Source organism: Fimbriimonadaceae bacterium, from assembly GCA_019638795.1.
Taxonomy (GTDB): Bacteria; Armatimonadota; Fimbriimonadia; order Fimbriimonadales; family Fimbriimonadaceae; genus JAHBTB01.
The window spans coordinates 156,886-170,856 of sequence record JAHBTB010000005.1 but is presented as its reverse complement, the minus strand read 5'-3'; the positions used below and the strand labels follow the sequence as shown (position 1 = coordinate 170,856).

Annotated in this window: 11 protein-coding genes and 1 tRNA gene; 4 read left to right on the top strand and 8 right to left on the bottom strand. The window is 64.7% G+C overall.

Annotated features, from left to right (window positions below):
• Positions 1-41: 41 nt before the first annotated feature.
• Positions 42-1,091 carry a PD40 domain-containing protein gene (locus tag KF857_08045; protein ID MBX3111946.1) on the top strand — a complete coding sequence of 350 codons (1,050 nt, stop codon included), beginning with the start codon at positions 42-44 and terminating at the stop codon, positions 1,089-1,091.
• A gap of 114 nt (positions 1,092-1,205) precedes the next feature.
• On the opposite strand, the gene KF857_08040 is transcribed toward KF857_08045, so the two are convergent.
• The gene (locus KF857_08040; GenBank protein ID MBX3111945.1) at positions 1,206-2,909 is read right to left on the bottom strand and encodes a M14 family metallopeptidase; all 1,704 of its coding nucleotides are present in this window, start codon (positions 2,907-2,909) and stop codon (positions 1,206-1,208) included.
• 114 nt (positions 2,910-3,023) lie between these two features.
• On the opposite strand from KF857_08040, the gene acnA reads away from it, so the two are divergent.
• Genes acnA through KF857_08025 form a run of 3 tightly spaced genes read left to right on the top strand, consistent with a single transcriptional unit; the run spans position 3,024 to position 8,479 of the window.
• Positions 3,024-5,660 carry an aconitate hydratase AcnA gene (acnA, locus tag KF857_08035; GenBank protein MBX3111944.1) on the top strand — a complete coding sequence of 879 codons (2,637 nt, stop codon included), beginning with the start codon at positions 3,024-3,026 and terminating at the stop codon, positions 5,658-5,660.
• Complete coding sequence (locus KF857_08030) at positions 5,661-6,392, top strand: DUF554 domain-containing protein (protein MBX3111943.1); 732 nt, start codon at positions 5,661-5,663, stop codon at positions 6,390-6,392.
• 26 nt (positions 6,393-6,418) lie between these two features.
• Positions 6,419-8,479, top strand: a complete 2,061-nt coding sequence (locus KF857_08025) for a DPP IV N-terminal domain-containing protein (protein ID MBX3111942.1) — start codon at positions 6,419-6,421, stop codon at positions 8,477-8,479.
• A gap of 4 nt (positions 8,480-8,483) precedes the next feature.
• Here the strand turns inward: KF857_08025 and KF857_08020 are convergent, their stop codons facing one another.
• The 7 genes from KF857_08020 to KF857_07990 form a co-directional block, all read right to left on the bottom strand.
• Complete coding sequence (locus tag KF857_08020; GenBank protein MBX3111941.1) at positions 8,484-9,383, bottom strand: hypothetical protein; 900 nt, start codon at positions 9,381-9,383, stop codon at positions 8,484-8,486.
• Between the two features lie 13 nt (positions 9,384-9,396).
• Entirely contained in the window at positions 9,397-10,650 is a 1,254-nt protein-coding gene (locus tag KF857_08015; GenBank protein ID MBX3111940.1) for a competence/damage-inducible protein A, read from the bottom strand.
• A gap of 9 nt (positions 10,651-10,659) precedes the next feature.
• A complete protein-coding gene (locus KF857_08010; GenBank protein ID MBX3111939.1) occupies positions 10,660-11,382 on the bottom strand; it encodes a hypothetical protein in 723 nt (240 codons plus the stop codon).
• 60 nt (positions 11,383-11,442) lie between these two features.
• Positions 11,443-11,529, bottom strand: a tRNA-Leu gene (locus KF857_08005).
• A 25-nt stretch (positions 11,530-11,554) separates the two neighbouring features.
• Positions 11,555-12,490, bottom strand: a complete 936-nt coding sequence (locus tag KF857_08000; GenBank protein ID MBX3111938.1) for a 1-phosphofructokinase family hexose kinase — start codon at positions 12,488-12,490, stop codon at positions 11,555-11,557.
• Positions 12,487-13,449 carry a 6-phosphofructokinase gene (pfkA, locus tag KF857_07995; GenBank protein ID MBX3111937.1) on the bottom strand — a complete coding sequence of 321 codons (963 nt, stop codon included), beginning with the start codon at positions 13,447-13,449 and terminating at the stop codon, positions 12,487-12,489. Before pfkA ends, KF857_08000 begins: the two co-directional genes overlap by 4 nt.
• 91 nt (positions 13,450-13,540) lie before the next feature.
• Positions 13,541-13,840 carry a TfoX/Sxy family protein gene (locus KF857_07990; protein ID MBX3111936.1) on the bottom strand — a complete coding sequence of 100 codons (300 nt, stop codon included), beginning with the start codon at positions 13,838-13,840 and terminating at the stop codon, positions 13,541-13,543.
• Between the last annotated feature and the right edge of the window lie 131 nt (positions 13,841-13,971).

The window sequence follows — 13,971 nt, the reverse complement described above, 5'->3', positions numbered from 1 at the left end:
GCCCCATCGGCGTTTTGGGCCCCCGCGGGTAGAACAGAAAAATGATCGCCGCCCTCGCTGCAACCGCCATTTTTGCCGTTGCAGACCCCTTCGCCCATTGGCCGACCAGCGAAAAGATCAAGGCCGACCCGCATGAGACCCATCTGGCCAATGTCCGCCAGATCACCTTTGGCGGCCAGAACGCCGAGGCCTATTGGAACCTGGACGGTACCAAACTGACCTGGCAGTCGATGCAACCGCAGTACCCCGACGAGCAAGTGTTCAGCATGACGGCGACCGGCAAAAACCGCAAGCTCGTCAGTACGGGGCTAGGTCGTTGCACATGCAGCTATTTTTCGCCCGACGGCAAATGGATCTACTTCAGTAGCACCCACGATCTGGAGAAGGGCCCGCAGCCGCCGGTGGACATGAGCAAGGGGTACGTCTGGATGATCAACCCGAACTACCGCCTGTACCGCCGCCCGGCCAAGGGAGGCAAGATCGAGAAGGTGCTTGACCTCCCTGGTTATGTCGCCGAAGTGACGATCGACCCCAAGGGACGGTACATGGTCTTCACCAGCGACTACCAGGGCGACCTGGAGATCTACCGCTGCGACCTGAAGGGCAAGAACATCAAGAAGCTGACCGACGCCAAGGGCTATGACGGCGGGCCCTTCGTCAGCTGGGACGGCTCTTTGATCGCGTACCGCCGCACCGCCCCGTTCAAGGACGCGGCGGAAGAGCAGGAGTATGAGGCCCTTCTGAAGCAGCACCTGGTGCGCCCCACCAAAATGGACCTGTGGGTGATGAACGCCGACGGAAGCAACAAACGGCAGGTGACCAACCTGCCCGGGGCCTCGTTCGCACCTTTCATTCTGCCGGGCAACAAGAAGATCCTCTTCTCGACCAACTTCAAAGACCCGCGGAGCGCCGAGTTCGACATTTACATGGTCGACATTGACGGCAAAAACCTGACCCAGATCACCCACGCCCCGGGGTTCGACGGCTTCCCCATGGTGAGCCGGGACGGCAAGAAGATCGTGTTCGCCAGTAACCGTAACGGCAAGGTCGCGCGCGAGACGAACGTCTTTGTCGCGGACTGGAAGAAGTAGACCAGTCTAGGAAAGTGGTGGAGGAACCTCGGTCCGACCCGGGCCAAGGTTCCTGAACGCTCCCCTATCGCGCCAAGCGGCGGGCGACGGGTACCGCGTACGGGTTGCGGTGCGTCACCGGCTTGACCGGAGTGTCACCCAGTCCTTGGCCGAGAGACGTAACACGGGGTAGACGCCGAGGTGGCTGTCCCAATACGGGCTGTGGCGATAAAAGAAGTCGAGGCGGGCAAACGGGTTGTTGGCAAAGGCCGGGTCTTTCAACTTCTCCTCGAACTCCGCCTTGAGCTTGGAGTCGCTGTCCAACATTTTCTGAGCGACGGGCTCAAGCATGTGGCCGTCGGCACCCTCCTTTTGCTCGGCCACCATGTTGAAGAACCCCCAGGCGACGAGCGAGTCGGGGGCTTGCGGTTCCAAGAGTTGGGCGGCGACGCGGACATACGGCTGGCCGACGGGGACGACCAAGGCCCCGCGCCGCAACGCCACCCTCCGCGTCGCGGCGACCGGCTTGAACGTGGGCATGAACCGGTTCTCGAAAGGTTGGGGAGGGAACTTGATCCCGTCAAGGACGGTGACCGGCGCGTCGAAAGTGTGGTCTACCGAAGTCCGCCAGAACTGGACGCCATGCAGGGAAAGGATGTCGCCGACCTCCCTGGCCCACTCGGCCGGGACGACGTAGAACGCCGGCAATGACACGGTGAGGTCGGGGACAAAGGTGTCGCGGACCGACGACTGGACGTCTTGCGGCACGTGCTCCCAGGCGGCGACCTTGGCGCCGGTCACCTTGCTTTCGCGCGGGGTGTACTTCCAACCCTTGAAGACCCAGGGCCGTCGTCCGGGACCGGTCTTGGCGGTCAGCACCAGGCGGTCACCCTCCTTGGCCTGGGCGTCTTCGGCCAAGCTTGCCCGGCGTACCTTCATGAGCTCGGCGGCATGGGCGGCCACCCATTCCCAGGTCCTCAAGTCGATGCTGTACGTGCTCAGGACGCGGTCCCGGTACGGCTTCATCATGTGCGTCTCGACCAAGACACTGACCCGGTCAGTGACGGCGGCGTAGCCGTGCGAGAACCGGGCGGTGAACGGGCTCACCGTCACACCGCGCTCCGGGTTTGTCGGACTGATGCCGCCAAAGTAGGGGGCGTTCAGCAATCCGTCGGCGAGGAGACGGTCGGCCAGAGTCGCGTTCAGGTCTTCGGAGAGCTTGACGAGGCCGGCGGGCATGTTCGGCCATCGTGGGACGTCATAGTGCATCTGGTACTGCCAGTCCCCGCCGTCGCTGGTGTGGTTGTCCATGAAGGCCTCGGAGCGGCACTTGCGCATGTAGGCGACCAAGGCGCGGGTCTCCGGCGCGTCCAGCTTGATGTAGTCGCGGTTGAGGTTGAAGTTCTGGGCCGTCGTCCTCCAGCCCATGCTCGAAGGGCCGTTCTGGTTGATCCGGTTGTAGGGGCTCGTCCTCTCGTGGCCGTCGACATTGAAGACGGGCACGATGACCAGGCGGGCCTTGGCGAGCAGGTCGCGGTGCCGGCCCTTGACCACGATGTCGCGGGCGAGCATGAGGGTGGCGTCCTTGCCCTCGATCTCACCGGCGTGGATACCGCTCTGGATGAAGACGGTGGGTTTTCGCGAGTCGTCTTTGCCCAAGACGAGCGCCACCATCGGCCGACCCTGGGGGGTGGTGCCGAAGATTTCCACTTTCGCGACCGACGGGCTGTGTTCGGCGAGTCGTCGGCAAAAGGCGACCGCCTCAGCATAAGTTCCGGTGTCGCGGAACCCGGTTTTTTCGCAAGTCAGGTTCCAGTCAGGAGCAGGCAAGAACGGCATGGGCGGATTCTATCTGTTGCACCCGAGACGATGAACAGAATATCCGGGGGCTACCCCGCCGTCTCGAAGTCCGACAGGTAACCTTGAGGGCACTTCTTCACATCAGGGCACCGAATGGACAGCTTCAAAACGCGGAAACAGGCCTCACTAGGCGGGCAAGACGTCACTTACTACTCGTTGCCGGACATCCAGGGGCACGACGTGAGCCGCCTCCCCTACTCGCTCAAGGTGCTCTTGGAGAACCTCCTGCGACTCGAGGACGGCGTCAACGTGCGTCGGGCCGATATTGAGGCGCTCCTGAACTGGCGGCCCGAAGCGGAGCCCAGCCAGGAAATCCAGTTCACCCCCGCCCGCGTCCTCCTTCAAGACTTCACCGGGGTGCCTTGTGTCGTCGACCTTGCCACGATGCGGGACGCGATGGCCACCCTCGGGGGCGACCCGCAAAAGATCAACCCGCTCCAGCCGGTCGAACTCGTCATCGACCACTCGGTCCAGGTCGACTCCTATGGCTCCGAGGCCGCCCTCCAGATCAACCTCGACCTCGAGTTCGAGCGGAACGGCGAACGGTACGAGTTCCTCAAATGGGGGCAGGGCGCCCTGCACAACTTCAAGGTCGTCCCGCCCAACACGGGCATTTGCCACCAAGTCAACCTCGAGTACCTGGCCCGCGTTGTCATGAAGACCGACGGCGTCGCCTGTGTCGACACCTTGGTCGGCACCGACAGCCACACGACGATGGTCAACGGCCTCGGTGTCCTCGGTTGGGGCGTCGGAGGCATCGAGGCCGAGGCCGCCATGCTCGGTCAGCCGGTGTCCATGCTCATCCCGCAGGTCGTCGGGTTCAAGATCACGGGCAAACTCCGCGAGGGCGCTACGGCCACCGACCTCGTCCTCACTGTCACCGAGATGCTCCGCAAGCACGGCGTCGTCGGCAAGTTCGTCGAGTTCTTCGGCCCCGGCATCCCCAACATGCCTTTGGCCGACCGGGCGACGATCAGCAACATGGCACCCGAGTACGGGGCGACCTGCGGCTTGTTCCCGGTGGACGCAGAGACCCTACGCTACTTGCGCGTCAGTGGCCGTTCGGACGAACAGGTCGCCCTCGTCCAGGACTACTTCACCGCCCAGGGCCTTTTCCACACCGCCGACTCACCGGCCGCCCAGTACAGTTCCACCCTCGAACTCGACCTCGGCGACGTCGAACCCAGCGTGGCCGGGCCGAAGCGTCCCCAAGACCGCGCCCTGCTGGGCCACGCGAAGGACAGCTTCGCCGCCGCATTCCCCGGCGTCTTGCCTCCGACCCCGAACGGGCGGGACAAAGTCGCCGACCTGACCAACGGAGACGTGGTCATCGCCGCCATCACGAGTTGCACCAACACGAGCAACCCCTCGGTGATGGTCGCCGCCGGGCTCGTCGCGCGCAAGGCTCGCCGGCTGGGGCTCAAGCCCAAGGCCTGGGTGAAGACCTCGTTAGCCCCCGGCTCCCGGGTCGTCACGCGGTATCTGGAGGACGCCGACCTGCTCGACGACCTTGACGCCGTCGGGTTCAACGTCGTCGGATACGGGTGCACGACCTGCATCGGCAACAGCGGCCCGCTTCCCGAAGAGGTCAGCCAGCTGATCAAGGACAAGGATCTGGTCGCCGTGAGCGTCCTGAGCGGCAACCGCAACTTTGAGGGACGGGTCAACACGGAAGTCAAGGCCAACTACCTGATGTCCCCGCCCCTCGTCGTCGCCTACGCTTTTGCCGGCAACATCGGCCTGGACCTCACCACGGAGCCCGTCGGCCATACCCCCGAGGGGAACGCCGTCTACCTTAAAGACATTTGGCCGACCCAACAAGAGATCGCCGCGATCGTCGAGAAGAACATCACCCGAGAGATGTTCAGTAAGTCGTACGCCACCGTCTTCGACGGCGACGAGAAGTGGAAGGAGATCGCGGTCACCGCTTCTGACCGGTTCGGGTGGCGTGACGGCTCAACCTACGTCAAGAAGGCCCCTTACTTCGACGGCATGGCTGCCGAGCCCCCCGCCCGGGTCGCCGACCTGGCGGGTCTGCGGTGCCTCGCGCTGCTGGGGGACTCGATCACGACCGACCATATTTCGCCGGCAGGGTCGATCAAGGCCAACTCACCAGCCGGCGAGTACCTGATCGCCCACGGCGTCCGGCCGCACCTCTTCAACTCCTACGGTTCGCGCCGGGGCAACCACGAGGTGATGATCCGCGGCACCTTCGCCAACGTCCGCCTGCGCAACCAGTTGGCGCCTGGTACCGAGGGTGGCTTCACGACCAACCTGCTCAATGGTGAAGTCACCTCGATTTTCGCCGCCAGCGAAGCCTATGAGGCGGCCGGGGTCGGCCTCGTCGTCTTGGCGGGCAAGGAGTACGGCACTGGGTCGAGCCGCGACTGGGCGGCGAAGGGGACGAAACTGCTCGGTGTCCGGGCCGTGATTGCCGAGAGCTTCGAACGGATCCACCGTTCCAACCTGGTGGGCATGGGCGTGCTCCCGCTTCAGTTCCAGGCTGGGCAAAGCGCCGCGGGCCTTGGGCTGACCGGCCGCGAGACGTTTGAGGTCGTCGGTTTGGCCGACGCGGTGGCCAGTGGTTTCGCCGGTGGCAAGATCCTCACGGTGAAGGCCGACGACAAGACCTTCTCGGTGACTTGTCGCATCGACACCCCGACCGAAGTGGATTACTACCGCCACGGTGGAGTCTTGAACTATGTCCTTCGCCAACTGCTGAAGGGCTAGATGGGTGCCCGGCACCTGCCGGTACACGGCACGCTGGTCAACACGGCATCCGTCGCGGCGGGGGCCAGCCTGGGCTTAGTCGCCAAGAGTTGGCTCGACCCTCGGCTTGAGTCCGTGGTCGTCTTTGGGGTCGGTCTTTGCGTCATGGCCCTGGGGGCCAAGCTGTTCATCAAGGGTTCCAACGTTGTGTTGACGGTGGCGTCCGTCGCGGTCGGCGGGGTTCTGGGTGTATTGGCGCACGTCGAACAGGGGTTTGCCCTGGTGGCCGAGCAGGCCAGGGTCTTCTTCGGCGGGCAGGGGACGTTCAGTGAAGGGCTCATCACGTCAAGCGTCCTGTTCTGTGTCGGGCCGATGACGCTCTTGGGGTGCCTGAAGGACGCCCTTGAAGGCGACTCCGAGTTGCTGATAGTCAAGTCGTGGCTGGACGGCATCACCAGCGTCTTTCTCGCCGCCGCCCTAGGGCCGGGAGTGCTCGTCTCGGCGTTGGTGGTCCTGGTCGCCCAAGGCGGGGTGTCCCTGTTGGCCCGGTATCTGAAGCCGCTGGCGGATTCTCCCGGCGTGCTTGACGAGGTGGCGGCCGTCGGCGGCGTCATCGTCCTCGCCATCGGTCTCGGCCTGACTGGGATCAAGAAGTTTCCTGTCGAGACATTTTTGCCCGCCCTTCTCGTCGTTCCGGCTTGGTCGGCGGTGGCGGCAAGGTTTGCAAAACAGGGCGCACTCCAGGCCCGCTAGGGTTACAATCCAGCGCAGTGTCCGCGATGAAACGAACGACCCTGCTCGCCACAGGTGCTCTGGCCGCGATCGCCTGCGCCCAAGACCGCCTTCCCCACCTTCCTGGTTACGACTTCTACACCGCCAACCGAGGCAAAGCCCGGCAACTTGTCAATCTCGTCAATGCGGGGACGTGGGTGGACGCCGACACCTACCGGTTCCGGGTGGACGGTAAGTCAGCGACCTACAAACTCAGCACCGGCGAGGTCAAAGAGTCGGCGAGCGTCGAACCAGACCCCGGTCCAGTGCCTCAGGGCCGTGGGCGCCAGCTGGACACGGTCACGTCGAGCGACGGGAAGAAGGCGGTCTACAAGGACGGCAACATCACGCTCGTCTTCCCCGACAAGCGCGAGGTCAAGGTGACGACCGACGGCGACCTGCAAAAGCGGGTCAAGTACGGCACCGGTAGCTGGGTCTACGGCGAAGAGCTGGAGCAGCGCGACGCCATGGGCTTCTCCCCCGACGGGAGCAAACTCTGGTACTTCCGCTTTGACGAGAGCAAGGTCCTTGACAGCTACTTCCTCCTGCGTCAAAAGACACCGCAACCGACTCTGGGCGTGGAGGCCTATCCCAAGCCGGGACACTCGAACCCCCAGGTCGACATCTATATCTACGACGTCGCGAAGAACCAGTCGGTGAAGGTGAACGTCCGCTCCGGGCCGTTCGACGACGGCCTGGGACACTACGCCTACGCTGCCGCCTGGCGGCCCGACAGCAAGGCCCTGCTGTTCCACCGCATGGACCGTCGGCAACAGGAGTTTGAACTCTGCTCGGCCGATCCGGCCAGCGGGGCGGTCAGGATCCTTGACCGGCAGGTGAACAAGAACGGCTGGGTCGAGTTTGTGCCGCTGTGGAGCTACACAAACGTGGCCTGGTCGCTGGGCCAAGACAAGCTCCTCAGTCTCTTTGAGGACTCGGGCTACTTCAACATCGGCGTCGTCGATGTGGACAAGGGCTCACGGAAGATGCTGACCGACCATGCCTTTGACGTCATCAAGGTTCTCAAGGTCGATCCGGCGACCAAGACGGTCTACTACATCACGGACAACCCCGACCGGCCCTATCACCAACAACTCTGGCGTGTCGGCTTCGACGGGTCGGGGGCGCGTCGTCTCACCGATCCCACCAAGCACCACTCTGTCGCCCTCTCACCGGACGGAAAGGCGTTCGCCGACCGCGCCGAGTCGCCGTCCGAGGCCCCCGTCCTGCAGATCGTCGACAACAACGGCAAGGTGCTGAAGGTGCTGGCGACCAGCGACACCAAGGCCCTGACCGACGCGGGATACCAGCCGGAAGAATGGATCAAGTTCAAGGCCGGAGACGGGGTCACCGACCTCTATGCGCGGCTGGGCAAACCCAAGAACTTCGACCCCGACAAGAAGTACCCCGTGATCTTCAGTGTCTATGGTGGGCCGCTCCCTCCGAACTGGGGTAGCCCGACGGCAAACTACCAGATACCGGACGACCGCACCAACCTGGGCTTCCTGTGGATCGAGATCATGCAACGCGACGGCATGGGGCGGGGCCGGGCGTTCCGCCAGGCGATCTATCGCAAGATGGGCGGGCCCGAGATCGACGACATGGCCGCCCTCGCGCGAGAGCTGGCTAAACGTCCCTATGTCGACGCGACCAAGATCGGCATTGAGGGGACTTCGTACGGTGGGTATGCCTCGGCGACCGCCCTCCTGCGGTACCCCGACCTCTTCGCCGCCGCTTGCTCCTGCAGCCCCGTCACCGACTACCGTTACTACGACACGACCTACACCGAGCGCTACATGGGCCTGGCCGAAGACAACGTCGAAGGTTATGACGCCGGTTCCTGCATCAAGCTGGCTCCGAACCTCAAGGGTCGGCTGCTTCTCTACTTCGGCACCGCAGACGACAACGTCCACCAGAACAACGCCCTGGCCCTCATCGAAGCCTTGCGACGGGCGGGGAAGAACATCGAGGTGCAGGTGGGAACCGACTTCGGCCACTCGGGCATCAACAGCGACCGCATGATGGAGTTCTTCATCGAGCGGATGGTGCTCGACAAGAAGCTGGGATGACGGCCTAGGGTGCGGTAAGGACGCGAAGCGCTCCGGGCAACAGGGCGATCTCGGCGCGGTCGGTCTGCACGGCGTCCCCGTCAAGAATGAACGTGCGGCTCCGTGGGGTGGACAGGACCAACCTGTCCACCTCGACGCTCCAGACCTCGGTGAGCTTGGTGTGCTTGCCCCGGACAAGCGCCACGGCGTATTGGATGAGCGGCTCCGTCCCCGTCGGGCGGACCGCGTAGACCGACAGCTTGCCGTCGTCAATGCGGGCGTTGGGCGTGACGGGAAAGCCCCCGGCATGCCGGCCTCCGTTGCTCGCCACAAACTGGAGGATGGGCCCGCGGAAGACCTGACCCTGCGTCTCGATCTCGACGGGGATCTGGTGCATTTCCTTGACCGCCCTCACCACCGCAGGGAGGTAGGCCAGCTTGCCCAGGAGCTTCTTGTCGGTGTCGAGGAGGGCGGTGGCGATCCCCGCGGTCAGGCCCAGGGTGGCGACGTTGACGAAGACTTCGCCGTTGAACGACCCAAGGTCGATGCTCTTTGCGACGGCCGAGTCGCGGAGCATCGCGACCATCTCCTCCGGCTTGTCCGGGACGCCCAGCTCCCCGGCCAAGGCGTTGCCCGTACCCATCGGGAGGACGCCCAGCACCGTCGGGGTTCCGGCCAGGGCTCCCGCCGCGCGCCGGACCGAACCGTCACCGCCGCCGACCCAGACTTCGTCGACCACGCCGGCGGCTTGCCTGAGCGTCGTGTCGAACGCATCGAGCGAGTCCGGGACCACGACCTGGGAAGAGAAGCCCTGCACCAGGTCCTTGATGTGGCCGGCCCACAGCGAGCCATGGCGCGACCCTCGGCTGAGGACCACCAATGGGCGGCTGCCCCGTCTGGTTGTGGCGTGGCCTGGTTGAGACATCTCCTGGCCGATTCTAGTCCCCCGAATTGACCAGAGACTGGTACAGCAAGTGGACAGCGTGTTGCGTGGCCCGAGCCCGGACCGTCGCGCGGTCGCCACGGTGTTGATGCCGTACAGCCACCGACGGGCCAAGACCCGCCACCGCGACGTAAACAAGCCCGGACGGCTTTTCGACTCCGTTCTCTACCAGGGGCTCCGACCCGGCGACGCCGGTGGTGCTTACGGCGACGTCTGCCCCGGTCTGTCGCACCGCGCCCTCGGCCATGGCGAGGGCGACCGCCTCGCTCACCGCCCCATGGTCGGGGGACTCTAGAAGCAGGCGCGGCACGCCCAACCGGTCGGCCTTCTCGTCGTCGGCATAGGTGACAAAACCGCCCCGGTACACCTTGCTAGCGCCGTCGACGCTGGTGAACCGGGCCCCGACCATCCCGCCGGTCAGGCTTTCGGCTGTGACCAGGGTCAGCCCCCTTCGACGCATGAGGTCGAGCACCACCGCCTCAAGGCTCTGGTCGTCTTCGCCGTACACCATGGTGCCCAGTCGGGCCCTGATCGCCGCGGCGACGGGGTCCAGGGCCGACGCTTGACCTCCGGCCGCTACCCTGGTCGTCAAGCGCAAGTGCACCTCGCCCACCTTGGCATAAGGCGCGACGGTGACATCTGGCAGGTCCAAGAGGTCTTGGATCCGCTCCTCCAAGGCCGCCTCACCAATCCCGACCACGCGCAACACACGTGAGACGATGGCTCCTCCACCGCTCAGGTCAGCCAAGGCGGCTGCGACGGGGCCCTTGACCATGGGGACGAACTCGTTTCTCGGGCCGGGCAGACAGATCACAGTCTTGCCATGCGCCATTGCCAAAAGGCCTGGGGCCGTGCCATTGGGATTCTCGATCGGTCTCGCACACTCCGGCCGGTGGGCCTGACGTGTCTGGCTGGATGTCCAGACTAGACCGCGACGCTCGAACAACTCCCTGAGACCAGCCTCGAGGGCGGGATCGAGCACGAGGGGCGAATCCAGTGCGGCGGCGACGCCGTCCCGAGTGATGTCGTCTTCAGTAGGCCCGAGGCCGCCGATGGTGACGACAATGTCGCTTCGCGACAGGGCGAGGCGCAATGCCTCGACGAGCCGTTGCAGGTTGTCTCCCACCGTCTGGCGGAAGACGTGGTCGACCCCCGTAGACGCAAACAGCCGGCCAAGTTCCGCCGCGTTCGTGTCGACGATCTGCCCGAGCAGAATCTCGGTGCCGACGGAGACAATCTCGGCCCTCACGGGCCTATGTTATCCGCCGCCGCGCCCTTTGCCGTCTCTGTCCCGGCCCCGGTCACGGTCTCGATCATGGTCTCGGTCTCGGTCGCGGTCGCGGTGACGGCCTTGGTCACCACCGGTCTCCAGGGGCGTCAGTCCGCCCGGGCCAAACCGCCAAGCCGGAGGATTGCCGTGGTGCCCGCCACCACCCGCGATCGGCGTCAGGCCGCCCGGGCCGAACCGCCATGCCGGGGCCGTGCAGCCCCAGTTGTTGGCGGGCGAGTAGGGGTTCACCATTTGACGCCCGATGAAGCGGTACATGCCCGCCATCCGTTGCATACGGATGATGCAGTAAGGGCTGCAAAGCAACGGTTCGACGTGAATGTTGGGGGGCGGGGTCAGGGTCACCCACCGGACGCCCAAGTCTGCGCCGACTCGCGCGACGGTCTCGATATAAACCCGGTAGCCGACCGAACGGACTTGGCCCAAATGGACGATGGCGACGTCTTCGTTCATCCAGTTGGCGATGATGGGAACGTTGACGACGACGTTGTTTCCGATGCCGCACATCAACCGGAAGTGGCGCACCCAGTCCCCCTGGTTGGAGATGATGACGGTCTGGGCGCGGGTGATCCGGCAGTCGTTCCCCTCGGCGACGGTGGTCCAGACGGGGTTCGGCAGGCCTGGCTGACCATAGAGTTGGGCCATGGCCATCCCCGAAAAGGTCAGCAAACCAAGAGTCAAAGCGCTACGCATGTTGGGAACTCCCAATCCATTGGACGCCTTGGGACGCCCAAGATTACACAGATTCTGTGGTGGTGCCGGGAGCGGGACTCGAACCCGCACGAGTTTTTGGCTCAACGGTTTTTGAGACCGCCGCGTCTACCATTCCGCCATCCCGGCAAGGAACGTGAGGATACCTCTCTGCCTAGAGGACTTCCGAGACCGGGATATGGGGCAAGAGGTCCTCGACAGTCTGCCGACGGGCGATCTCGGTGCTGTCGGTCATCGCCGTGGCCGCCCCGGCGGCGAGACCAAGACGGAAGCTGTCGACAAGGTCCTTGCCACTGGTCAGCCCGGCCAAGAAGCCGCCGAGCAGCGAGTCACCGCTTCCGATGGTGCTCTTGACCTCGACCTTGGCGCCGGGAGACTCCAGAACCCGGTCCGTGGTGGCGAGAACGGCACCATCACCGCCTCGCGAAATGATGGCCACCCCACCGGCGGCCAACTGGCCGACGAGTTCGCGGGCTGCCATGACGGCCTCGTCGAGGCTCTTAATTTCGCGGCCAAGCAACCGCCCGGCCTCGGCGGTGTTGGGCTTTACCAGGTCGGGCTTGAACTCCATAGCCCTCCGCAACGCCGCGCCGTCGGCGTCGACGAGCACCTTCGCGCCCGCCTCCCGGGCGATGTCCGCCAATTGGATGGTCGCGTCGTCCGGCACGCCCGGAGGAGTGGAGCCGCCAAAACAGACCCATGACGCACTGGAACTCATGTGGCGAAGGGCGGCCACAAGCCTTTCCCACTCATGAGGGCGGATCTCCCCGCCGCGTGTGTTGAAGGTCGTCGGCGCACCGTCGCCGCTTTCGACGCTGTAGTTCACGCGTGTCTCGGACTCCGTCTGGACGAACCCGCAGACGACACCCTGCTCGTCGAGCACATACCGCACCTTCGCGCCGTTGGCGCCGCCCACAAACCCGGTGGCGATCGAGTCGGCGCCGAGTTCCACCGCGACCCGACTGAGGTTCACCCCCTTGCCGCCGGCGTCCATCGCGCACGACGTGACCCGGTTGGTGTCGTGGGGCTTCAGGCCGTCCACGTTCAGCGTCAGGTCGACGCAGGGGTTGAGGGTGACGGTCAGGATCATTGGGACATGACGTCGACGAGGAGGAGCCGCTCGGGGTCGATGGTCCGCTCGGTCGAGAGGACATAGCTGAGCGGGTGGGTGACCAGCTTTGTCCCGTCCACGCCGACCATCTCGTTACTGAACCCGCTGATCAAGCGGTTGGCGGCAAAGGCGCCCAGGCGCAGGGACAACAACCGGTCGAAGGCGGTCGGCGAGCCGCCGCGCTGCATGTGGCCGAGGACCAGGTAGCGGGCCTCGAACCCGGTGTTCTTTTGGACAAACTCCTTGACGTCGGCGGCGCGGGCGGCACCCTCGGCAAGGACGATGATCGAACTCCGCTTCCCCCGGGACCGGGCGCGTTTCAGGTTGTCGCAGATGTCGAGCAGGGAGAACGGCACCTCGGGGATCAAGACGGCCTCGGCGCCACTGGTCAGGGCGACATCGAGGGCGATGAAACCGTTGGCCCTGCCCATGACTTCGACGACGAAAACCCGCTCGTGCGAGTGTGCGGTGTCGCGCACCTTGTCGATGGCCTCCAACGCCGTGTTGACGGCGGTGTCGAAGCCGATCGAAAAGTCGGTGCCACTGATGTCGTTGTCGATCGAGCCGGGGACGCCCAGGACAGGGAACCCGAACTCGTCGTGGAGCTTGCGGGCACCTGTCAACGAGCCGTCCCCGCCGATGACCACGAGCCCCTCGACGTTGTTGTCACGGAGGACTTGCATGGCCTGCTCCCGCCCTTCGGGGGTGCGGAACTCGTCGCAGCGGGCGGTGCGGAGGATGGTGCCGCCCATGTTGATGATCCCGCCGACCGCCCGGGAGTCGAGGGCGAGGATCTCTTCGGCGATGATGCCGCGGTAGCCATGGACGAAGCCGACGACTTCGACACCACGACCCAAGGCGGCCCGAGTGACGGCCCGGACGGCCGCGTTCATGCCCGGCGCGTCGCCACCGCTCGTGATCACCCCGATTTTCTTCATGGCCACCTAGTTTGGACGCGTCCGGGCGACAAAACGGGCCGGAGCCCTATCAGCTCCGGCCCGCGACGAGAATGGCGATAAGTCAGGCCTCTCAATGGACGGCTTGCGAAGACGCGTACGAGGCGCTCTTGTGCACCCAGCCGACGAAAGAGTCGAAGTTGTCGAGGACGGCGCGGGGCATGCGGACGTAGTCGCGCATCGGCTCGGCTTGTGCGTTCGCCTTCAACAACTCGGCCCCGGGCATGGTCAGCGCTTCTTGGAGGTCGCCGGGGGAAAGTTTGAGGCCAATGTCTTCGCCCACCAGGTAAGCGAACATCTTTTCTCCCGAATAGATCGCCATCCCGTCGAACATTCGGCGGGCACGGACATCCATCCCCTCAGCGGCTTTCATCATTTGTTCGTAGCGAATAGGCCGGTACACCATGGTGACGTTCACCTTTGTCCCCTTGCCGGACGCCCCTCCGGCTGAAGGAAAAGCGGGGCAACTGCCCCAATGGACTCAGGATACCTGGACCAGCGTGT

Coding starts and splice junctions, on each gene's coding strand:
- KF857_08045 (MBX3111946.1), top strand. CDS start 42: ATGATCGCCGCCCTCGCTGCAACCGCCATTTTTGCCGTTGCAGACCCC.
- KF857_08040 (MBX3111945.1), bottom strand. CDS start 2,909: ATGCCGTTCTTGCCTGCTCCTGACTGGAACCTGACTTGCGAAAAAACC.
- acnA (MBX3111944.1), top strand. CDS start 3,024: ATGGACAGCTTCAAAACGCGGAAACAGGCCTCACTAGGCGGGCAAGAC.
- KF857_08030 (MBX3111943.1), top strand. CDS start 5,661: ATGGGTGCCCGGCACCTGCCGGTACACGGCACGCTGGTCAACACGGCA.
- KF857_08025 (MBX3111942.1), top strand. CDS start 6,419: ATGAAACGAACGACCCTGCTCGCCACAGGTGCTCTGGCCGCGATCGCC.
- KF857_08020 (MBX3111941.1), bottom strand. CDS start 9,383: ATGTCTCAACCAGGCCACGCCACAACCAGACGGGGCAGCCGCCCATTG.
- KF857_08010 (MBX3111939.1), bottom strand. CDS start 11,382: ATGCGTAGCGCTTTGACTCTTGGTTTGCTGACCTTTTCGGGGATGGCC.
- KF857_08000 (MBX3111938.1), bottom strand. CDS start 12,490: ATGATCCTGACCGTCACCCTCAACCCCTGCGTCGACCTGACGCTGAAC.
- pfkA (MBX3111937.1), bottom strand. CDS start 13,449: ATGAAGAAAATCGGGGTGATCACGAGCGGTGGCGACGCGCCGGGCATG.
- KF857_07990 (MBX3111936.1), bottom strand. CDS start 13,840: ATGAAAGCCGCTGAGGGGATGGATGTCCGTGCCCGCCGAATGTTCGAC.